24 protein-coding genes and 2 tRNA genes are annotated in these 20,008 nt (G+C 71.1%); 10 read left to right on the top strand and 16 right to left on the bottom strand.

Features of this window, described 5'->3' with window-relative positions; all coding sequences use genetic code 11:
- Positions 1-107 precede the first annotated feature (107 nt).
- From NBW76_RS08305 to NBW76_RS08295, 3 genes are all read right to left on the bottom strand, one after another.
- Positions 108-407 carry a thiamine-binding protein gene (locus NBW76_RS08305; RefSeq protein WP_055965534.1) on the bottom strand — a complete coding sequence of 100 codons (300 nt, stop codon included), beginning with the start codon at positions 405-407 and terminating at the stop codon, positions 108-110.
- 1 nt (position 408) lies between these two features.
- The gene (locus tag NBW76_RS08300) at positions 409-864 is read right to left on the bottom strand and encodes a peroxiredoxin (RefSeq protein ID WP_056555442.1); all 456 of its coding nucleotides are present in this window, start codon (positions 862-864) and stop codon (positions 409-411) included.
- Positions 865-959: 95 nt separating this feature from the next.
- Entirely contained in the window at positions 960-1,346 is a 387-nt protein-coding gene (locus NBW76_RS08295) for a DUF3052 domain-containing protein (protein ID WP_082480706.1), read from the bottom strand.
- 227 nt (positions 1,347-1,573) lie between these two features.
- Here NBW76_RS08295 and aceE point away from each other — a divergent pair, with 227 nt between their 5' ends.
- Together aceE and NBW76_RS08285 are read left to right on the top strand one after the other, a co-directional pair.
- On the top strand, positions 1,574-4,336 hold the full coding sequence (gene aceE / locus NBW76_RS08290; RefSeq protein WP_055965528.1) for a pyruvate dehydrogenase (acetyl-transferring), homodimeric type: 2,763 nt from the start codon (positions 1,574-1,576) through the stop codon (positions 4,334-4,336).
- A 77-nt stretch (positions 4,337-4,413) separates the two neighbouring features.
- On the top strand, positions 4,414-5,487 hold the full coding sequence (locus NBW76_RS08285) for a phosphatase PAP2 family protein (RefSeq protein ID WP_055966427.1): 1,074 nt from the start codon (positions 4,414-4,416) through the stop codon (positions 5,485-5,487).
- Here NBW76_RS08285 and NBW76_RS08280 read toward each other — a convergent pair.
- Positions 5,427-6,380, bottom strand: a complete 954-nt coding sequence (locus NBW76_RS08280) for an alpha/beta fold hydrolase (protein ID WP_055965526.1) — start codon at positions 6,378-6,380, stop codon at positions 5,427-5,429. The genes NBW76_RS08285 and NBW76_RS08280 overlap by 61 nt on opposite strands.
- 75 nt (positions 6,381-6,455) lie before the next feature.
- Here NBW76_RS08280 and NBW76_RS08275 point away from each other — a divergent pair, with 75 nt between their 5' ends.
- Positions 6,456-7,295 (top strand): acyl carrier protein, encoded by an 840-nt coding sequence (locus tag NBW76_RS08275; RefSeq protein WP_056555439.1) that lies wholly within the window; start codon positions 6,456-6,458, stop codon positions 7,293-7,295.
- 18 nt (positions 7,296-7,313) lie between these two features.
- Here the strand turns inward: NBW76_RS08275 and NBW76_RS08270 are convergent, their stop codons facing one another.
- Positions 7,314-7,808 carry a DUF3145 domain-containing protein gene (locus NBW76_RS08270; protein WP_082481999.1) on the bottom strand — a complete coding sequence of 165 codons (495 nt, stop codon included), beginning with the start codon at positions 7,806-7,808 and terminating at the stop codon, positions 7,314-7,316.
- A gap of 178 nt (positions 7,809-7,986) precedes the next feature.
- Between NBW76_RS08270 and NBW76_RS08265 the strand changes: the two genes are divergently transcribed.
- On the top strand, positions 7,987-8,292 hold the full coding sequence (locus NBW76_RS08265; RefSeq protein ID WP_056555437.1) for a GNAT family N-acetyltransferase: 306 nt from the start codon (positions 7,987-7,989) through the stop codon (positions 8,290-8,292).
- 6 nt (positions 8,293-8,298) lie between these two features.
- Here the strand turns inward: NBW76_RS08265 and NBW76_RS08260 are convergent, their stop codons facing one another.
- On the bottom strand, positions 8,299-8,727 hold the full coding sequence (locus NBW76_RS08260) for a hypothetical protein (RefSeq protein ID WP_055965518.1): 429 nt from the start codon (positions 8,725-8,727) through the stop codon (positions 8,299-8,301).
- A gap of 36 nt (positions 8,728-8,763) precedes the next feature.
- Between NBW76_RS08260 and NBW76_RS08255 the strand changes: the two genes are divergently transcribed.
- Positions 8,764-8,840 (top strand) — tRNA-Ile (locus NBW76_RS08255).
- A 31-nt stretch (positions 8,841-8,871) separates the two neighbouring features.
- Here NBW76_RS08255 and NBW76_RS08250 read toward each other — a convergent pair.
- Complete coding sequence (locus NBW76_RS08250; protein ID WP_056555433.1) at positions 8,872-9,573, bottom strand: cation transporter; 702 nt, start codon at positions 9,571-9,573, stop codon at positions 8,872-8,874.
- Entirely contained in the window at positions 9,570-9,902 is a 333-nt protein-coding gene (locus NBW76_RS08245) for a helix-turn-helix transcriptional regulator (protein ID WP_056555431.1), read from the bottom strand. The genes NBW76_RS08250 and NBW76_RS08245 overlap by 4 nt, the downstream gene beginning before the upstream one ends.
- Positions 9,903-10,035: 133 nt before the next feature.
- Here NBW76_RS08245 and NBW76_RS08240 point away from each other — a divergent pair, with 133 nt between their 5' ends.
- Positions 10,036-11,265 (top strand): heparan-alpha-glucosaminide N-acetyltransferase domain-containing protein, encoded by a 1,230-nt coding sequence (locus NBW76_RS08240; protein WP_056555429.1) that lies wholly within the window; start codon positions 10,036-10,038, stop codon positions 11,263-11,265.
- Positions 11,266-11,366: 101 nt separating this feature from the next.
- On the opposite strand, the gene NBW76_RS08235 is transcribed toward NBW76_RS08240, so the two are convergent.
- A complete protein-coding gene (locus tag NBW76_RS08235; protein ID WP_056555426.1) occupies positions 11,367-11,585 on the bottom strand; it encodes a DUF4287 domain-containing protein in 219 nt (72 codons plus the stop codon).
- A gap of 35 nt (positions 11,586-11,620) precedes the next feature.
- Here NBW76_RS08235 and NBW76_RS08230 point away from each other — a divergent pair, with 35 nt between their 5' ends.
- Genes NBW76_RS08230 through NBW76_RS08220 form a run of 3 tightly spaced genes read left to right on the top strand, consistent with a single transcriptional unit; the run spans position 11,621 to position 13,312 of the window.
- Positions 11,621-12,370, top strand: coding sequence for a PIG-L deacetylase family protein (locus tag NBW76_RS08230; protein ID WP_056555423.1), 750 nt, complete (start codon positions 11,621-11,623; stop codon positions 12,368-12,370).
- An 8-nt stretch (positions 12,371-12,378) separates the two neighbouring features.
- The gene (locus tag NBW76_RS08225) at positions 12,379-12,717 is read left to right on the top strand and encodes a hypothetical protein (RefSeq protein WP_056555420.1); all 339 of its coding nucleotides are present in this window, start codon (positions 12,379-12,381) and stop codon (positions 12,715-12,717) included.
- Between the two features lie 37 nt (positions 12,718-12,754).
- On the top strand, positions 12,755-13,312 hold the full coding sequence (locus NBW76_RS08220) for a hypothetical protein (RefSeq protein ID WP_056576171.1): 558 nt from the start codon (positions 12,755-12,757) through the stop codon (positions 13,310-13,312).
- A gap of 65 nt (positions 13,313-13,377) precedes the next feature.
- On the opposite strand, the gene NBW76_RS08215 is transcribed toward NBW76_RS08220, so the two are convergent.
- The 4 genes from NBW76_RS08215 to NBW76_RS08200 form a co-directional block, all read right to left on the bottom strand.
- Positions 13,378-13,450 (bottom strand) — tRNA-Asn (locus NBW76_RS08215).
- Positions 13,441-14,046, bottom strand: a complete 606-nt coding sequence (locus NBW76_RS08210; RefSeq protein ID WP_082481975.1) for a sigma-70 family RNA polymerase sigma factor — start codon at positions 14,044-14,046, stop codon at positions 13,441-13,443. The genes NBW76_RS08215 and NBW76_RS08210 overlap by 10 nt, the downstream gene beginning before the upstream one ends.
- Before the next feature lie 112 nt (positions 14,047-14,158).
- On the bottom strand, positions 14,159-16,039 hold the full coding sequence (gene dnaG / locus NBW76_RS08205) for a DNA primase (RefSeq protein WP_055965478.1): 1,881 nt from the start codon (positions 16,037-16,039) through the stop codon (positions 14,159-14,161).
- A 23-nt stretch (positions 16,040-16,062) separates the two neighbouring features.
- Complete coding sequence (locus NBW76_RS08200; RefSeq protein ID WP_055965474.1) at positions 16,063-17,292, bottom strand: deoxyguanosinetriphosphate triphosphohydrolase; 1,230 nt, start codon at positions 17,290-17,292, stop codon at positions 16,063-16,065.
- A gap of 62 nt (positions 17,293-17,354) precedes the next feature.
- On the opposite strand from NBW76_RS08200, the gene NBW76_RS08195 reads away from it, so the two are divergent.
- Positions 17,355-18,110 (top strand): metallophosphoesterase, encoded by a 756-nt coding sequence (locus tag NBW76_RS08195; protein WP_055965471.1) that lies wholly within the window; start codon positions 17,355-17,357, stop codon positions 18,108-18,110.
- Between the two features lie 135 nt (positions 18,111-18,245).
- Here NBW76_RS08195 and mutM read toward each other — a convergent pair whose 3' ends face one another.
- The 3 genes from mutM to rpmF are packed head-to-tail and all read right to left on the bottom strand — an operon-like array spanning position 18,246 to position 20,005.
- Entirely contained in the window at positions 18,246-19,100 is an 855-nt protein-coding gene (gene mutM / locus NBW76_RS08190; RefSeq protein WP_055965468.1) for a bifunctional DNA-formamidopyrimidine glycosylase/DNA-(apurinic or apyrimidinic site) lyase, read from the bottom strand.
- A 7-nt stretch (positions 19,101-19,107) separates the two neighbouring features.
- Entirely contained in the window at positions 19,108-19,842 is a 735-nt protein-coding gene (gene rnc, locus NBW76_RS08185) for a ribonuclease III (RefSeq protein ID WP_156364829.1), read from the bottom strand.
- Entirely contained in the window at positions 19,820-20,005 is a 186-nt protein-coding gene (gene rpmF / locus NBW76_RS08180; protein WP_055965465.1) for a 50S ribosomal protein L32, read from the bottom strand. Before rpmF ends, rnc begins: the two co-directional genes overlap by 23 nt.
- Between the last annotated feature and the right edge of the window lie 3 nt (positions 20,006-20,008).

The raw sequence follows: 20,008 nt of genomic DNA, 5'->3' as shown, positions 1-20,008 counted from the left end.
CGCGGCCGCCGGGGTCTCGGGTCCCGGGCGGCCGCAGCACTCACATACAACCGCATCGGTGGTTGCCGCCGCAGGCTTTTGGCTCAACTCTCAGCAAACTTCGCCGGTCAGTCGCGCAGGTGCTCCTCGAGCCGCTCGACCTTGGCCGTGAGCTGCCCCGTGTACCCCGGCCGGATGTCGGCCTTGAGCACGAGCGAGACCCGCGACGAGGTCCGCGCGACGGCCTCGACGGCCGCCTTCACGACGGCCATCACCTCGTCCCACTCGCCCTCGACGGTCGTGAACATCGCGTTGGTCTCGCACGGCAGGCCCGACGCCCGCACGACGCGCACCGCCTCGGCCACGCCGGCGGCCACGGACCCCGACTCGTCGCCCGCGCCGGGGCTGATGCTGAACGCCGCGAGCACGTCAGAGCTCCGCGAGGGCCGCGCGGTAGGCCTCGAAGTCGCGGGCCTCGCCGATCGGGTGCTCGACCTTCCAGCGGACGACGCCGTCAGCGTCGACGAGGTAGGTGCCGCGCTCGGGCGCACCGGCACCCTCGTTGAAGATCCCGTAGGCCCGGCTGACCTCGCCGTGGGGCCAGAAGTCGCTGAGCACCGAGAACGTGTAGCCCTCGGCGTCGGCGAAGGCGCGGTTGGAGAAGAAGTGGTCGCAGGAGATGGCGAGCACCTCGACGTCGCCGCCGGAGAAGGCCTCGATGTTGTCGCGGATCTCGCACAGCTCACCGGTGCAGATGCCGCTGAAGGCGAACGGGAAGAACACCAGCGCCACCTTCCGACCCTGGAGGCCGGAGAGCGAGATGTCCTCGCCGTGCTGGTTCTTGAGCGTGAAGTCAGGTGCCTGCTGGCCGATCTCGATCGTCATGGCCCGAGACTAGACGCCGGACGGTGCTGCAGCCGACGAGCACCGAGGTGGTCACCCGGGCGCGGACGACCGTGGCCGGCGACGGTCGGATCGGCTCAGCGCTTGTGCGTCGACAGCTTGGTGGCGGACCACTCGGCCGACGCCGACGACGTGGTCGTCGTGGACAGCCCGGCCACCGGAGCGGCCTCGGCGATGTCGGCGCCCGTGACGTAGCCCGGGCGACCGACCTTGGGCGTGAGCACCCAGATGGACCCGCCCTCGGCGAGGTCGGCCAGGGCGTCGAAGAGCGCGTCGACGAGGTCTCCGTCGTCGTCGCGCCACCACAGGATGACGCCGTCGACGACCTCGTCGGACTCACCGTCGACGAGCGCGTGGCCGACGATGCCCTCGATGGCCGTTCGGAGCTCGGTGTCGACGTCCTCGTCCCAGCCCAGCTCCTGGATGACGGTGTCGGGGCTGAAGCCCAGCCTCGCGGCGTCCAACGGGATCTCCTCGGGGTTGCGTCGTGCGTGGTGTGGACCAACTCTGGCACGGGGTGCGGGCCAGGGTGGGTCGGGGTGTCGATCGGTGTGTCGGACGGTGCGGGACCTACTGAAAAGTAGGCCAAAAACCTACTGATCGGTAGATGTTCACAACCTCCGCCAGTGTCACCCTAGCGAACTCGGCGTGGAAAGATGGAGAGGTCCACAAGACGTCCCAGGAGTTGCACATGCCCACCGGCCAGTCCCCCACCGAACGTCCCGCCGTCATCCACGAGGGGCTGCCGACCCAGCTTCCCGACATCGACCCCGACGAGACGGCCGAGTGGCTCGACTCGCTCGACCAGATGGTCGACGAGCGTGGCCGGTCCCGTGCGCGCTACGTGATGCTCAAGCTGCTCGAGCGCGCGCGTGAGCAGAACGTGGGCGTCCCCGCGCTGCGCAGCACCGACTTCATCAACAGCATCCCGCCCGAGCACGAGCCGTGGTTCCCCGGCAACGAGGCGATCGAGCGTCGCATCCGTTCCTACATCCGCTGGAACGCCGCCGTCATGGTCTCGCGTGCCAACCGGCCCGGGCTCGGCGTCGGCGGCCACATCGCCAGCTACCAGTCGGCGGCCAGCCTCTACGAGGTCGGCTTCAACCACTTCTTCCGCGGCAAGAACCACCCCGGCGGTGGTGACCACATCTACTTCCAGGGTCACGCCGCGCCGGGCATCTACGCCCGGTCCTACCTCGAGGGTCGCTTCACCGAGGAGCAGCTCGACCGCTTCCGCCAGGAGCACTCCCACGGAGCCGGCAAGGGTCTGTCGTCGTACCCCCACCCCCGGCTCATGCCCGACTACTGGGAGTTCCCCACGGTCTCGATGGGCCTCGGTGGCATCAACTCGATCTACCAGGCGCGGTTCAACCGCTACCTGCACGACCGGGGCATCAAGGACACCAGCCAGCAGCACGTGTGGACGTTCCTCGGTGACGGCGAGATGGGCGAGCCCGAGTCGCTCGGGGCGATCGGCCTCGCGGCACGCGAGGAGCTCGACAACCTGACCTTCGTCATCAACTGCAACCTGCAGCAGCTCGACGGCCCGGTGCGCGGCAACGGCAAGATCATCCAGGAGCTGGAGTCGTACTTCCGCGGCGCCGGGTGGAACGTCATCAAGGTCGTCTGGGGCCGCGAGTGGGACGACCTGCTCGCCCGCGACGTCGACGGCGTGCTGGTCAACCAGATGAACCGCACCCCCGACGGTGAGTTCCAGACCCTCTCGGTGGAGTCCGGCGCCTACAACCGCGAGAACTTCTTCGGCCCCGACCCGCGTCTACGGGCCATGGTCGAGCACCTCAGCGACGAGGACATCGAGCGCCTGCCCCGCGGCGGCCACGACTACCGCAAGGTCTACGCCGCGTTCGATGCGGCGCAGAAGCACACGGGCCAGCCGACCGTCATCCTGGCCCACACCATCAAGGGCTGGCTGCTCGAGTCCTTCCAGGGACGCAACGCCACCCACCAGATGAAGAAGCTCACCAAGGACGACCTCAAGGGCTTCCGCGACCGGTTGAACATCCCCGTCTCCGACGAGCAGATCGACGGCGACGACCTCGCGCCGTTCTACCACCCCGGGCACGACAGCGAGGAGATGCAGTACATGCGCGCCCGCCGCGACGCGCTCGGCGGCGGTCTCCCCCAGCGCATCGTCGACCCCGTCTCGGTCAAGCTGCCCGAGCCGGACTCCTACTCGGCGCTGTCGAAGGGGTCGGGCAAGCAGCAGATCGCCACCACGATGGCGTTCGTGCGGCTCCTGCGCGACCTCATGAAGGATCCGGAGATCGGGCGCCGCGTCGTGCCGATCGCCCCCGACGAGTACCGCACGTTCGGCATGGACTCGATGTTCCCGTCGGCGAAGATCTACAACCCGGCCGGCCAGACGTACGAGGCCGTCGACCGCAAGCTGCTGCTCGCCTACAAGGAGTCGGCCCAGGGCCAGCTGCTGCACGAGGGCATCAGCGAGGCCGGGGCCATGGCCTCGGCGATCGCCGCCGGCAGCGCGTACTCCACGCACGGCGAGCCGATGATCCCGGTCTACATGTTCTACTCGATGTTCGGGTTCCAGCGGACCGCCGACTCCATCTGGGCCATGGCCGACCAGCTCGCGCGCGGCTTCCTCGTGGGCGCCACCGCCGGCCGCACGACGCTGACGGGCGAGGGCCTGCAGCACGCCGACGGCCACTCGCCGCTGATCGCCCAGACCAACCCCGCCGTGGTGCACTACGACCCGGCGTTCGGGTACGAGATCGCCCACATCGTGCGCGACGGCATGGAGCGCATGTACGGCTCCACGGACGACCACCCCCAGGGTGAGGACGTCATCTACTACCTGACCGTCTACAACGAGCCGATCGTGCAGCCGGTCGAGCCCGACGACCTCGACGTCGACGCCCTGCTGAAGGGCGCCTACCGCTACCGCCCCGCCACCAAGGGCTCGCACCGGGCCCGCATCATGGCCTCCGGCGTGGCCCTGCCCTGGGCGCTGCGCGCCCAGGAGATGCTGGCCGAGGACTACGACGTCGCCGCCGACGTGTGGTCGGTCACGTCGTGGAACGAGCTCGCCCGCGACGCCGTGCAGGCCGAGAAGTGGAACCTCAACAACCCGGGCGAGTACCAGAAGGTCCCGTGGATCACCACGCAGCTGATGGACCACGCCTCGGTCACGCTCGCGGTGAGCGACTACATGCGCGCCGTGCCCGACCAGATCGCGCGCTGGGTCCCCGGCCCGTGGCAGTCCCTGGGCGCCGACGGCTTCGGCTTCGCCGACACGCGTGCCGCGGCCCGTCGCGTGTTCCAGATCGACGCCGAGTCGATCGTGGTGTCGGTGCTGCAGAGCCTGGCCCAGCAGGAGCTCGTCGAGCAGTCCGTGGTGCGCGACGCGTTCACGCGGCTGAAGATCGACGACCCGACGGCCACGCAGGGTGTGGTCCAGGAAGGCGGCGACGCCTGAGGGGCGGCCCGGGGGCGTCGGTCGGAGCGACCGACGTCTCAGGTAAATCCAAGTTGGGGCACCCTAGGATGTTCGGCATGCTCAAGTGGCCCTACACGTTCGCGGTCGCTCTGTCCGTGGCCGTGACGGGCGCCGCGGTGTTCTCGTCGTGGTACCTCGGCCTTCCGATGAAGGACCCCGAGGGCTTCCTCGGCCCCGCCTACGTGCGCCTGCCCGCCCTGGCCCTGCTGTTCTTCGCGGCGGGCATCGTGCCCGCTGCGGTGCGGCGCCGGGGCTGGAAGCAGATCCCGCAGGGGGCGCGCGAGGTCGTCCGTGAGGAGTGGACCCTCAAGCGGGTCGGCTACATCGCGACCGGCCTGATCTCCTTCTACGCGAGCTACGTCAGCTACCGCAACCTCAAGAGCTACCTGCCCACGTACCGCGAGGGCGTGCTGTTCGACCGCCAGCTGCTCGAGCTCGACCACTGGCTGATGTTCGGCCACAACCCCGCGACGGTCCTGCACGACCTCCTGGGCACCGACGTGATGGCCCACGTGCTGTCGTTCGCCTACATCGCCTACCTGCCGCTGATCCCGATCACCCTCGGCGCGTTCCTCGTGCTGAACCGCGACTTCTCGATCGGTGCCTGGTACGCGACGGCCCTGTGCCTCAACTGGATCCTCGGCGTGATCAGCTACTACGCGCTGCCGACGCTCGGCCCGGCGTTCGCGCAGCCGTCGATGTACTGGGACCTCGCCGCCACCGACGTGACCGAGCTGCAACGATCTCTGTTCCGCAACCGGGTCGACGTACTCACCGACCCCTGGGCCAGCGAGAAGATCCACGGCGTCGCGGGGTTCGCGTCGCTGCACGTGTCGGTCACCTTCACGGCCGCGCTGTTCATGCAGCGGACGGGGCAGAAGCTCGCCATCCGCGTGATCACGTGGGCGTTCTTCGTGGTCACCGTGCTGGCGACCATCTACTTCGGCTGGCACTACCTCGCCGACGACGTCGCCGGCATCGCCATCGGCTGGGCGTCGGTGTCCCTCGGCGCCTGGGCGTCGGGCAACCGCGGACGACGGCGAAGGCGACGTCTGGCCGAGGTGGCCGATCAGCCGGCCACGGTGACCGCACCCGGACCGTCGGACGCCTCGGGCTCCACCGCCGGCTGACCCTGGCGCAGCATCGAGCGCCACGTGCCGCGCCGGTAGGCGGCCGGCTCGGTGTCGCGGACGAACTCGTGCAGCAGGCGGGCGAACTCCCCCGGGTGGTCGCGGTGCGGGAAGTGCCCGGAGTGCGGGAGCACGTGCACGTCCGACCACGCCTGCTGGCGGGCGATGTCGGCGTGCGCGGCCGGGATGACGTGGTCGTCGGCGCCCCAGACGACGAGCACCGGGACGATCCGCGCGAGGTAGGTGCGGTCGGTCATCGTGACGTACTGGCCGCGCCAGTCCAGCACGTGGCTGGTGACGCGCTGCACCGCCTGGCGGGCGCGAGGATCGGCGAACGACTCGTAGATCGCGGCGACCTCGCCGAGGTCGCGCAGAGGCGCCAGACCGGTGCGCGACAGCCCCCGCATGCCCGCTGCGACGGCACGGCGCCACGGTCGGAACGTGGCCACCGAGAGCGCGGTGCCGCTGCCCGGCAGGGTCAGGAAGCGGATGAGCGGGGAGACCTCCCGACCCAGTCCGCCGGAGGAGACGAGCGCGATCCGCTCCGTGCGGTCCGGGTACTGGTAGGCGAACTGCATGGCCACACCACCACCGAAGCTGTGGCCGACGACGGTGACCTTCTCGATCCCGAGGATGGTGAGCAGGTCGCGCATCCCGTTCGCGTACCCGCCGAGCGAGTAGTCGGCGTCGGGCTTGTCGGACTCACCGTGCCCGAGCAGGTCGGGGGCGATGACCGTGTAGTGCTCGGCGAGGGCGTCGATCACCGGCTCCCACGTGGACGACTCGCACCCCAGGCCGTGGAGCAGCAGGAGGGCGGGTCCGGAGCCGCGACGCCGGTAGGCGCGCCGGTAGCCGTGCACGACCACGAACTGCAGCTCGTCTCCCCGGTCCATCCGGCCATCGTAGGAGGTGCGCGGGTTCGGCCGCGCCGCATCGGACCATGACGTGCGCCTCGTTAGACTCGGGGCGTGCCCACCCCCGCCGAGGTCCGCGCACAGCTGACCGACATCCTCGTCAGCGTCGTCGACTGCACTCCTGAGCAGGTCACCGACGACGCTCGGCTCGACGACCTCGGGGTCGACTCGCTCGCCGCCGTCGAGGTGGCCGACGAGCTCGGACGTCGCTTCGGGCTCCATCTCGCCGACGAGACGGTCGACGGGCTCGTGACCGTGGCCGACGCCGTCGCCGCCGTGGTCGACCACCGGCCCGGCACGGCACGGGGGCGCCGCACACCCACGGCGCCGGTCTCGCTCGCCTCCGAGGGACGCCCACCCGCGCGGGAGAAGTCGCGCACGGACGACGAGGGCGGCCGCGGACGCACCGACGCCTTCTGGCGCCTCGCACTCTGGTTCGTGGTCGCAGGTCTGGCCATCGGTGGCGCGCTCGGCTTCGCCGGAGCCACCGTGGTGCGGGCCACCGGCCTCGGTGGCGTGGACCTGCCCCCCATCACCTCGCCCACGCCCAGCGCGACCCCGTCGGCCACGCCCACGCCCACCCCCACTCCCACGGCCACCACCGACGACCAGGAGGAGAAGCCGACGTTCTCCGTCGAGAGCGATCGCGTGGCACCCGGTCAGCGCTTCACCATCTCCGGCCGCTTCCCCTCGCTCGACGACGGCGAGGTGCTCCAGGTGCAGGTGCGCGACCCCGGCGGCAGCTGGGACGACTTCCCGGTCTCGGTGCAGACCCGCGACGGTGGCCGCTTCGAGACGAAGATCTACACGTCGCGCACCGGCGAGCGAGAGTTCCGCGTCGTGCACGAGGGCAGCGACACCGAGTCGCCGTCCGCCAAGGTGACGATCGGCTGACCTGGCGTCGCGAGCGGCTCAGACCACCTGGTGGAGCCAGCGCACGGGAGCGCCCTCGCCCGCGTGGCGGAACGGCTCGAGCTCGGCGTCCCACTTGACGCCCAGCAGTCCGTCGAGTGCCTCGTCCATCGTGATCTCGCCCAGCGCGGCCTTGACCCGGAACGCCTTGATGCGGTCCTCGGGGATGAGCACGTCGCCGTGCAGGCCCGTCATCGCGTGGAAGATGCCGAGGCCCGGCGTGCACGAGAAGCGCGCGCCCTCGCTCGAGGCGGTCGGCTCCTCGGTGACCTCGAAGCGCAGGCGGTCCCAGCCGCGCATCGCCGAGGCGATGGAGGCAGCCGAGCCCGCCGGGGCCTGCCAGGACAGCTCGGCGCGGTAGGTCCCCGCCTCCGCGGGCTGCGGCTGCCAGTCGAGGTCGACGGAGCCGCCGAGCACGCCGGCAGCGGCCCACTCGACGTGTGGGCACAGGGCCGAGGGCGCGGAGTGGACATACAGAACTCCACGGGTGGGGATGCTCATCGTGCCTCCTAGCTCGAGATCCGCCTTCCCCAGCGACCTCACGGAGCCACGCGTCATCGTTCCGCGTCGTGACCATGCTAGCCCCATGAGCCCCTCGCGCACCACTGGTACGGGTTTCCGCCGGTCTGGAGCGTCGCGCGCCGAGAGAGGCGAGTCGTGTGACGATGGCTCCATGACCACCGAGGTGCTGGACAACCCGTCGTCGTCACGCTTCGAGATCACCGTCGACGGTGATCTCGCGGGCTGGGTCGACTACCGCGTCGACGGCGACGTCTACGCCCTTCCCCACACACGCGTGCTGCCGGCGTTCGAAGGTCGCGGCATCGGCTCCCAGCTGATCGTGGGGGCACTGGAGCAGATCTCCGAGCGGGGCGGCCAGGTGCTCCCCTACTGCCCGTTCGTGCCCAAGGTGATCCGCGACCACCCCGAGCACCTCGACCTCGTGCCCGTCGACGAGCGACCGACGTTCGGCCTGTAGGCCGGCTCAGTCCACGACGTGGACCGCGACGCCGCGCGAGCGCCACAGCTCGACGATGTCGTCGCTGTCCTCCCACGCCTCGAGCACCGCGAAGCCGTCGGCCTCGAGGGTGTCGAGCATCTCGGCCTTCACCACGTGGTCGGGCCGGTAGTCACCGACGATGCGCATGACGAGCTGGTCGTACGGGACGTCGTGCTGAGCCAGCCAGTCGAGGGTGAGGTCGCGCCAGATGAACTCGCGCGACGTGACCACCAGGACGGCACGACCCGCCGCGTGCGCGGCACGCACGGCGTCGACCACCTCGGGCCTCGGCGGGCAGTCCTTGGACGCCGCGTGGAAGGCGTGGAAGTCGCGCTCCTCCCCCTCCACCAGGTGGCGGATCGAGGACACGTCGACCAGCGTTCCGTCGAGGTCGGCGATCACGGCGTCGGTCATGGCCCCAGTGTGCCGTCTCGCTAGGCTGTGCGTCCCGGGGCGGTAGCTCAGCCGGTCAGAGCAGAGGACTCATAATCCTTGGGTCGTGGGTTCGAGCCCCACCCGCCCCACCACGCATCGCGACCCACACGTGCGTCGCGGGTCTCATCCCGGCGGTGGTGCGCAGCACCCGTCCGAACAGCTCTCGCTCGACGTCGCGTCCAGCGACGCCGCCGGCCCGCAGCAGGTCTCGCCCCGCCACGCCTCGCGCCCCTCCTTCACGGCAACGGCCGCGATCACCAGGGCTGCGACGGAGTCTGCCCACCCGAGCCCCCAGACGCTGTTGAACACCAGTCCGACCAGGAGCACGCCGGAGAGGTAGGTGCACAGGAGCGTCTGTCGGGAGTCCGCCACCGCCGTGACCGAGCCGAGCTCACGGCCGGCGCGCCGCTGGGCCCAGGAGAGCGCGGGCATGATGGCGAGGCTGAGCGCGGCGATCGTGATCCCCGCGGTGGAGTGCTGCGGCTCCGAGGCGCCGAGGAGAGCGCTCACGGCACCGACCGTGACCAAGGTCGCCAGGGCGAAGAACGAGATGGCGATGACCCGCAGCGCCCGACGCTCCCGTGCCTCGCGCGAGGCGTCCGTCCTCGCCGAGAACTGCCAGGCGACGGCGACCGCCGAGGCCACCTCCACGACGGAGTCGAGGCCGAAGCCGACGAGGGCGATCGAGGAGGCGGCGGCTCCGGACACCAGCGCGACGACGGCCTCGACCACGTTGTAGGCGATGGTGCACGCGACGAGAACCTGCACCCTCCGGACGAGGACGGCTCGCCGCCCCGGCGCGAGGAGATCGACGGAGACGCTCACGCGACAGGTCCTGCGTCAGGCGTGCAGTCGTCGGCGCACTCGACGACGAGCTCGAGCTCGAAGACCAGCGCCAGCACGTCGCGCAGACGCACGTCGGCGAGCTCGTAGCGCATGTGGCGACCCTGCGGCGTGGCGACGACGAGGCCGCACCCACGAAGGCACGCGAGATGGTTGGAGACGTTGGAGCGCGTGAGGCCGAGGTCGCCGGCGAGGGCGGCCGGGTACCGAGGACTCTCAGCCAGCGCGAGGAGGATGCGGCCACGGGTCGGATCGGCCAGGGCGCGACCGAGCCGCGCCATCACGTCGACCTGGCTCTCGAGCGTCAGCATGCGCTGAACAGTACAGCGGTTGCTGACGTATGAGAAGGTCCGGCCCGACGCTGCGGGCCCGGTCGTGCCTGCGCCTTCGTCGCACCTTGGTGGTGCATGCTCTGCCCAGGCGTGTCAGGGACGAGGCAGTGAGGTGACGACGACCGTGGTCGACGAGAGCACGACGTCACGCCGGCGTGTGGGTCCGGTGCAGCGACTGCGGGCGTTCGGGCGCCCGCCGCGACTCCTCGGGATCGACGTGGCGCGAGGACTCGCCGTGCTCGGCATGGTCGGAGCCCACCTCGGGGACACCCCCGACGACGTCACCTGGTCGGACCCGTCGACCTGGGACGGCCTCGTCGACGGTCGCTCGTCGCTGCTGTTCGCGATGCTCGCCGGCGTCTCCATCACGCTCATCAGCCGCGGCAGGGTGCGTCGGGACGACCACCGTCTGCAAGTGACCCTCGTGCGCCGCGGCCTCGCGGTGCTGGCGATCGGCCTGGTGATCGAGCTGCTGAACACCGGCGTGGCCGTCATCCTCCCGCTGTACGGGATCCTGTTCGTCCTCTCCACCCTCGTGCTGCACTGGACCACACGTCGACTCTGGGTCGTGTCGGCGTCACTGGCCGTCCTCGGCCCCTTCGTGGTGGCCCTGCTGCACGCCCTGAGCCTCGACGCCTACGGTCCAGGGCTCAACCTGACGCTCTTCGGGCTGTACCCCGTCACGGCCTGGCTTGCCATGCTCCTCGCCGGGATGGCGATCGGACGGCTGCAGCTCACCGACGTCCGCACCGGCGCCGCGCTGCTGCTCGGCGGGATCGTGCTCGCCGCGTTCGGGTACGGGGCCGGCCACCTCATCGGGTCGGACCGGGACGAGCCCGTCGCCTACCTCTTCGGACCGGACTACACCGACGAGGACGGCAACGCGACGAACGAGCCCGGCTACCTCACCCGTCTGCGGGAGTCCGACGAGATCGAGCGCGTGTGGAGCACGGCGATGCAGTACAAGCCTCACACGGGCGGGGCGCCCGAGATCGTCGGGTCCGGCGGCTTCGCCGTGGCCGTCACCGGGCTCAGCCTGCTCCTCGCGCGACCGCTGCGGCTGCTGCTGCTCCCGCTCGCAGCGCTGGGCTCGATGCCGCTGACCGCGTACACGGGGCACCTGCTCCTGGCGGTGGGCCTCGCCGGCGGCCCGTTCGGCGGCTACGACGACCCCACCAACACCTTGTGGGGCTGGACGTCGCTCGCGATGGTCGTGATCGCGACCGGCTGGGTGGCGCTCGTCGGCCGCGGACCCCTCGAACGCCTCGTCGCCAGGGTGAGCGCCCTCCCGCCCGGACCGGGCGCGACTCCCGCGCCGGAAGACGCCGACGCGTCGCGGTAAAGTCGTCGTGGGCCCGTTGCTCCTCCCTATCTAGAGGACTTCAGGTCAAGGCCTCGCCGTGGTGCACCAACACCCGGCGAGGCCGTCCTCGTCTCGGGCACCTAGGACGCGTGGTGCTCCTTGTGCCACGCCACGAGCGCGTTCGCGTGGCCGTGCCCGAGGCCGTGCTCGGACTTCAGCGCCGCCACCTTCTCCATGTGCCTCACGTCGCCCAGCGCGCTGATGACGCCCATCCAGTGGTCGATTGACTTCCCGTAGGTCTTCTCGATCGACGGGAAGTACGACGCGGGACCCTTCGTGGGCCACTCCTGCTCAGCCATGGCCCGAGCGTAGGCCTCGGACGTAGCCTGAGGCCATGGCCGACGACGCTCCTGCACCGCTCACGCCGCTCGACGAGGACTGGGAGCGTGCTCTCGTGGTGGTCGCCCACCCCGACGACGTCGAGTTCGGTGCCGCTGCTGCCGTCGCCCGGTGGACGGACCAGGGCAAGACCGTCGTCTACTGCATGGTCACCAGCGGCGAGGCCGGCATCGACGCGCTCCCGCCGGACGAGTGCCGCACGGTGCGGGAGGCCGAGCAGGTCGAGTCCGCCCGCGTGGTCGGCGTCGACATCGTGGAGTTCCTCGGCTTCCCCGACGGCGTCGTCGAGCCGACGATCGCCCTGCGCGCCGCCATCGCCGAGCAGGTGCGCCGGCACCGTCCCGACGTGGTCGTCACCGGCAACCACCACGACACCTGGGGCGGCAGCTCGCCCAACCAGGCCGACCACATCGCCGTGGGGCGGGCCACCATCCACGCCGTGCAGGACGCGGGGAACCGGTGGATCCACCGCGAGCAGCTGACCGATGGGCTCGAGCCGTGGGGCGACGTCCGTCAGGTCTGGGTGGCGGGCTCCCCCGTCGCCGGGCACGGCGTCGACACCACCGCCACCTTCGACCGTGGCGTCGCCTCGCTCGAGGCCCACCGTGCCTACATCGACGGGCTGGGCTGGGAGCACTTCGACGCCGCCGAGTTCCTCGAGGGCATGTCGCGCCCCACCGGTTCACGCCTGGGCGTGACCCACGGCGCCGCCTTCGAGGTCGTCTCGATGACCTGGGGCGACTAGGCAGCCGGATGGACGAAGAGCACCTGATCCGCCAGCAGCAGCCGTCGACCTGGTGGGTCGGCCGCGGCTCTGGCTGGAGCCCCTGGGGCAGGGCATTGCCGCCCGTCGTGTTCGCGGCCTGGTTCACCTTCTCCTGGACATACACATCAGCGGACGTGCCGACCTGGGCGTTCGTCGCCATGTGGGCGCTCGCCGCGGTGAACCTCGCTTGGATCTTCTGGTGCTTGAGGACGGGACGCCAACCGGACAACCGTCTCGATCGCTGGTTCGACGCGCACCGAGTCGCGTCCAGGGTCGTCAGCCTCGGGCTCTTGGCCGTGTTGATCGCCGTCGTGGTGTGGCGTTGAGCCACGGCACCACTCCCGGCCGTCGTAGGCTCCGAGCGTGACCTCCGTGCAGCACGTCCCCTCGTTCACCGTGGCGCAGCGCTTCGCGATGACCACCAACCGCTACGAGGTGGTCGCCTCCGACGGCACGCCCGTCGGCTTCGCCGAGCAGAAGCGCATGGCCCTCAAGGAGAAGGTGACGTTCTTCGCCGACGAGGGGCGCACCCGGCCCGCGTTCTCCTTCACGGCGCGCAACGTGATGGATCTCGGTGGCGGCTACGACGTGGTCGACGCCGAGGGCGCCTCGCTCGGCTCGTTCCGCAAGCTCTTCGGCCAGAGCCTCATGCGCACCACGTTCGTCCTCGAGGGCGACGGGTTCACGGGCACCGGGCAGGAGCGCAGCCAGCTCGTGGCCGTGCTGCGGCGCTTCACCGACGTGCCGTTCCTGCGCTTCCACTTCGACGTCGTCGACGACGCCACCGGATCACCGCTGATGTCGGTCGAGCGCGCGGCGTCGGTGCGTGACCGTTACGAGGTCTCGGTCCCCGACCCCCGTGTGGACGTGCGGCTGGCCGCCGCCTTCGCGGTGGGTCTCGACGCCCTGCTGGGGCGCTAGACCGCGACCACGCTGCCCTGACAAGCAGAGAGCCCGCCGTCCTGTGGGACGCCGGGCTCATCGTGCTCCCCCGATTGGACTCGAACCAATAACCCTTCGATTAACAGTCGAATGCTCTGCCAATTGAGCTACGGGGGAATGGCTCCCACTTGGGGAGCACGATCGCATACTCTACCAACCTCCTGGCGCAGTCGTGACACAGCCCGGTCCCCCGTGCGTCGTGCCGTCGAGACGCTCATGCCGAGGTGCTGCGCCACGTCGGCCCAGGGCGTCGGACAGGTCCCGTCGGGAGCCCTCGCGTACCGCAGGAGGAGCACGTCGCGCTCCTGCGTCGTCAGGGCCGCGAGGTCGTCGAGGACCGCCGGGCTCTCCGGTCCACACGCGGCCGACGCGGGCTCCGGCACCACCTCGTGCGGCACCTCGAGGCGGGCCCGGCGGTGCTCCTGCAGCGCACGGGTGATCCATGGCCAGGCGTACGTCGCAAGGCGGGCCCCGCGGTCGGGGTCGAAGCGGGCCGCGGCGGCCAGGAGGGCCATCGCGCCGACCTGGAAGGCGTCGTCGATCTCGCCCGGTCCGAATCCGAGGGCCCGCACCCGCATCGCCGCCAGGCGCAACGAGCCACGCGCCAGCGCTTCGCGCGCCTGGAGGTCGCCGGAGCGGGACGCCAGCGCGAGCCGTCGCTCCTCCCCCGGCGCCAGCGGCGCTTCCTGCAGGAGACGACGCACCAGGTCCATGGCTCCACCGTGCTGCGCGGAGACGAAGGGATCCAGGGTGCTCAGAGCGACTGTGGACGGCGGTGCGGGACCACTCCCGACCCGACCCGCGGCTGGGGACGAGCCGCTGGAGCTACTCGCCGCCGAAGGTCTTGTCGCGCAGCTCGCGGAACTCGCCCTGGCGAGCGAGCAGCTGGCTGAACACCTCGCGGTACTCGTCCGGCTGCTCCGCCGGGTCGGTGCGCTGCAGCTTGGACCGCAGGTCCTCCACCAGACGCCCCACCGTGAGCAGACGGAGCCGGGCCATGACCGCGGTCACCACGCGCGCCGTGGAACCCTCGGTGGAGCTCAACGGCTCCATGGCGGCCAGGCTCAGCACCCGGCGCAGGTCGTCGGAGACCAGCGCGTCGGAGACCCGCGGCACGAACGTGGGGTCGGTCTGCTCCGGCAGGCCGACCTTCTGCATGGTGCGCCAGATCTCCTGTGCCACCGGGTGCGTGAAGTCGTCGTCGTCGAGACTCTCGGCCGGGACGCGAGCCAGGTGAGGGTGCTGCGCGAGGGCCTTCAGCGCCTCGCGCTCGTCGGCGAACTGGCGCGCCCCGAAGCTGACGAAGGGCTGCGGCGGCGGGGCCGGCGCGGGCGTCTCGGCCTGCTGCGTCGGCACCCGACGCTCCGGCTTGACCGCCGGCTTGTACCGACGGTGCTCCGTGCGCACCTGGTCGACGTCGACCCCGACGCGCGTGGCCACCTCGCGCAGGAACTCCTCGACCTTGCTCTTGTCGCGGATGGACGTGGCCAGGCCGACGGCCTCGCGCACGGCGTCGACGCGCTGGTCGGCGCGGTCGAGGTCGTACCGGGTGAGCACGTTGTCGAGCACGAACCGGTACAGCGGGATGCGCGCGTCGACGAGTGCCCGCACGCCGGCGTCGCCGTCGGCCAGACGCAGGTCGCACGGGTCCATCCCCCGCGGCTCCACCGCGACGTAGGTCTGCGCGGCGAACTGCTGGTCGCCCTCGAAGGCCTTCATCGCGGCACGCTGGCCGGCCTCGTCGCCGTCGAAGGTGAACACGACCTCCCCGTGCATCGCACCGTCGTCGAGCAGGATGCGTCGCAGCACCTTGGCGTGACCCTCGCCGAACGCCGTGCCACAGGTGGCCACGGCGGTGCGCACACCGGCCTCGTGGCAGGCCATCACGTCGGTGTAGCCCTCGACCACCACGGCCCGGCTCTCCGAGGAGATCTGGCGCCGTGCGAGGTCGACCCCGTAGAGCACCTGGCTCTTCTTGTAGATCGGCGACTCGGACGTGTTCACGTACTTGCCCTGCATGAAGTCGTCCTCGAACATCCGCCGGGCACCGAACCCGATGATCTCGCTCGTCATCTCGCGGATGGGCCACAGCAGCCGGCCCTGGAAGGCGTCGAACAGCCCGCGGCTGGAGCGCCGGGCCAGCCCACCGGTCACCAGCTCGTCGTCGGTGAAGCCCTTGCCCTTGAGGTGGGCGATGAGGGCGGTGCCCGACCTCGGGGCCCAGCCCATCGCGAACGTCTCGGCCGCGCGCTGGTCGAAGCCACGGTCGGTCACGAACTGGCGCCCCGGCGACGCCTCGGGGGCCGAGGCGAGGGTCTGCGCGTAGAACTCGCCGGCCAGGCGGTGGGCCTCGAGGAGCCGCTGACGCTGCTGGGGGTCGCGACGAGGCCCGCGCGACTCGCCCTCCTCGTAGCGCAGCTGGATGCCGTACTTGGCCGCCAACCGCTCCATCGACTCGACGAAGCTCAGGCCCTCGATCTTCTGGATGAAGGCGATCGCGTCGCCGCCCTCGCCGCAGCCGAAGCAGTGGAAGGTGCCGCGCGCGGGGTTGGCGTGGAACGACGGGGTCTTCTCGTCGTGGAACGGGCACAGGCCCTTCATGGTCCCGCCCGACCGGCGCAGCGTGACGTACTGCTCGACGACCTCGTCGATGCGGGCGCGTTCACGGACGAGCTGGATGTCCTCGTCGTTGATCAGTCCCGCCACGAGACGATCCTAGGCCGTGGCCGTCAACCGAGGAGCCGGTCGGCCCACAGCCGGGCCGACACGTCGGTCAGGCCGGCCACCTGATCGATCACGACCCTGGTGCGCGCCGCGTCGTCGTCGGCACGCAGGAGGTCGGCGCGGAACTCCGGCTCCAGGTGCTCGTCACCCGTGGCGACCAGCAGCGCGACGAGCGAGCCGAGCGCCTCGCGCTGGGCGGTGAGCTGCCGAGCGCGGTCGTCCGACCGCATCACGTAGTGCGCCGCGATGGACTTGAGCACGACGATCTCGTCGCGGGTGTCGGCCGGCACCTCCAGGTCGGCGCCGTAGCGGGTGAGCGGGCCCGGCCCCCAGCGCTCGACCGTCGCTCTCTCCGCGGACACCGCGAACCGGCCGATCAGCCCGCTGGTCAGGCTCTTCAGCACCGCGTGCGCCTCACGACTCCCGTCGAAGTCCTCGCGCGGCCACTCCGGCATCGCGCGCAGTCGCTCGAGCGCCGCACCGAGACGGTCGTCGTCGGCGTCGGGGTCGTACCAGTCGCGCGCCACGTGGTAGACGTTCGCCAGGTCGAGACGCCCGGGCAGCAGGCTGAACCACCCGCCCACCACGGCGTCCTCCACGTCGTGCACGGAGTAGGCGATGTCGTCGGCCAGGTCCATCACCTGCGCCTCGACCGGGCGTCGACCCTCCGGAGCACCGAGCCGCAGCCAGTCGAAGATCGGCCGGTCGTCGGCGTAGACGCCGAACTTCGGGCCGCCGTCCGGCGCGTCGCCGCGCGCCCACGGGTACTTCACGCAGGCAGCCAGGGTCGCGCGCGTGAGGTTCAGTCCCACGCTCCGGCCGTCGGCGTCGACCGTCTTGGCCTCCAGCCGGCTGAGGATGCGCAGCGTCTGGGCGTTGCCCTCGAACCCGCCGACGTCGCGAGCGGCCAGGTCCAGGGCCACCTCGCCGTTGTGACCGAACGGCGGGTGCCCGAGGTCGTGCGAGAGGGCCGCGCAGTCGACGACGTCGGGGTCGCAGCCGAGCGTGGCGCCCAGCTCGCGCGCCACCTGCGCGACCTCGAGGGTGTGGGTGAGCCGGTTGCGGACGAAGTCGTCGAACCCGGCGCCCATCACCTGGGTCTTGGCCGAGAGCCTGCGCAGCGCCGCGGAGTGCACCACGCGTCCGCGGTCGCGCTCGAACGGGGTGCGTCCGGCCCGCTTCGTCGGCTCCGCGACGACCCGCGCCCGCGACTCGATGCCGTACGGACTCTCCACGGCGGGAACGCTACCGCGTGGTGCAGCCACGGCGGCAGCGCACGGCGTGCCAGGCTGTCGTTGTGCTCTCCACGGTCGCGGTGCTCTCCGACGTCCACGGCGTGCTGCCCGCGCTGGAGGCCGTGCTCGCCGAGCCGGGCGTGGCCGACGCCGACCTCGTCGTCGTCACCGGCGACCACACGTGGGGGCCGCAGCCGGCCGAGGTGCTCGACCGGCTCCGGGGCCTCGGTGCGGCGGTCCTGCTGGTGCGCGGCAATGCCGACCGCGAGCTGCTGCAGATGTCGCGCGGCATCGACGTCGGCCTCGCGGACGACCCCCTCTCCGTGTGGGGAGCCGGCCAGATGACCGCGGCGCACCAGGAGCTGCTCGACGCGATGCCGGAGCAGGTGACGCTGGAGATCGAGGGGTTCGGTCCCGTCCGCTTCTGCCACGCCACACCCCGCGACGACCAGGAGGTCGTGCTCGTCGACAGCCGGCTCGAGCGGTGGGCCGAGGTGCTCGTCGACCTGCCCGACGACGTCCGCACGGTCGTCTGCGGCCACACCCACATGCCGTACCTGCGGCTCGTCGACCGTCGCCTGGTCGTGAACCCCGGCAGCGTCGGGCTCCCGTACGGGCACGACGGCGCGAGCTGGGCAGTGCTGTCGGGCGGGCAGGTCACGTTCGGGCGGACCGCCCTCGACCACGACCAGCTGGTGCGCGACGTCGTGGCGGGGTCGAGCTGGTCGGGGGTGGCGGCCTGGGCCGAGGAGACGCTGCTCCGCCCAGCCGGCGACGTCGAGGCCCTCACCACCTTCGGCCCCCGCGACGGACGCTGAGGCCCGCACTGACCCTGGTTCTCCCCCACTCACCTCTGCGGGCACGCCGGGGCGAGTCGCAGAAGACCGAGGTGAGCTCGTGATTCCCATCAGCTGATGGGAATCGCTGGTCCGACCCCGGAGGCGCGGACCGGGTCAGAAGCGGCCGTTGCGGGGGCGGGGCTGGCAGCGGGGGCAGGTGAAGGAGCTGCGGTTCATGAACGCGTCGCGGCGGATGGGGGTGCCGCAGCGCGGGCAGGGCTCGCCCTCCTGGCCGTAGGCGGCGAGGGAGCGGTCGAAGTAGCCGCTCTGGCCGTTCACGTTCACGTACAGCGCGTCGAAGGAGGTGCCGCCCTGCTCGAGCGCCTCACCCATCACGTCGACGACGTGGCCCAGCAGCGACTCGACCTCGCGCACCCTCAGGTTCTCGGTGGCGCGTGCGTAGTGCAGCGGCACGCGCCACAACGACTCGTCGGCGTAGATGTTGCCGACCCCCGACACGAGCGTCTGGTCCAGCAGCGCCCTCTTGACGCCCGTGCGGCGTCGGCGCAGGCGCGCGGCGAACAGGTCGGGGTCGAACGAGGGGTCGAGCGGGTCGCGGGCGATGTGGCCGATGGTCGTCGGGACCTGCTCGTCGTCCACGTCGGCGAGCATCATGCCGCCGAAGATCCGCTGGTCGACGAACCTCAGCTGCCGACCGTCGTCCAGGTCCAGCACGATGCGCAGGTGCCTGGGCGCGGGGGCGTCGGCGTCGCTGATGAGCATCTGCCCGCTCATGCCGAGGTGGCACAACAGCGCCTCGTCGCCGTCGAGCACCAGCCACAGGTACTTGCCCCGACGCCGCGCCGACGCGACGCGCCGGCCGACGAGCCGCGGGACGAAGTCGGCGGCGCCGGGCAGGTGGCGCTTCAGCGAGCGCACGTCGTGCACCGTGACGGCCGTGACCGTGCGGCCGACGACATGGGTGTCCAGGCCCCGCCGGACGACCTCGACCTCGGGCAGCTCAGGCACGAACCGCTCAGACCTCGACGGCGTCGGCCGGGCTCACCTCGGCCGTGATGGCCCGCCACGCGATCTCGGCGACCTGCTGCTCGGCCTCCTTCTTGGAACGACCGGTGCCGCCCTCGTACCGCCGGTCCCCGACGAGCACGGCCGCCGCGAACGTCTTGTCGTGGTCGGGGCCCTCGCTCTCGATCGCATAGCGCGGCACGCCGAGGTCGTGGTTGGCGGCGATCTCCTGCAGCGAGGTCTTCCAGTCCAGACCCGCGCCCAGGTCGGCGGCACGGGCGATGAACGGGTCGAAGACCGTGTGCACGACCTCCGAGGCACGCTCGATGCCGAACTGCACGTAGATCGCCCCGATGACGGCCTCGACGGTGTCGGAGAGGATCGACGACTTGTTGCGTCCGCCCGTGGCCTCCTCGCCGCGGCCCAGACGGATGTGGGAGCCGAGGTCGAGGGTGTGCGCGACCTCGGCGAGCGCCTTGGCACTCACGACGGCGGCCCGCAGCTTGGCGAGCCGCCCCTCGGCGAGGTCGGGGTGGTTGGTGAAGAGCGCGTCCGTGACGACGAGACCCAGCACCGAGTCGCCCAGGAACTCCAGGCGCTCGTTGTTGGGCAGTCCGCCGTTCTCGTACGCGTACGAGCGGTGCGTCAGGGCGTGCTCGAGGAGATCGGCGTCCAGGTCGGGGACGCCGAGCACCTCCCTCAGGGCTTCGTGGCCCTGAGGATCAGAGGACCTGTCGACGCTCACCGCGCGCGCCGTACTGGCCGCACTCACCGCACGCACGGTGCGGGACGACCTTCGAGTCGCAGGCGGGGTTGGCGCAGTCGACGAGGGTGGTCGCCGTGGTCTTCCACTGCGAACGGCGGTGGCGCGTGTTGCTGCGCGACATCTTCCGCTTCGGAACTGCCACGAT

Source organism: Aeromicrobium sp. Leaf245, assembly GCF_942548115.1.
Taxonomy (GTDB): domain Bacteria; phylum Actinomycetota; class Actinomycetes; order Propionibacteriales; family Nocardioidaceae; genus Aeromicrobium.
This window is presented reverse-complemented; position numbering and strand designations above follow the sequence as displayed.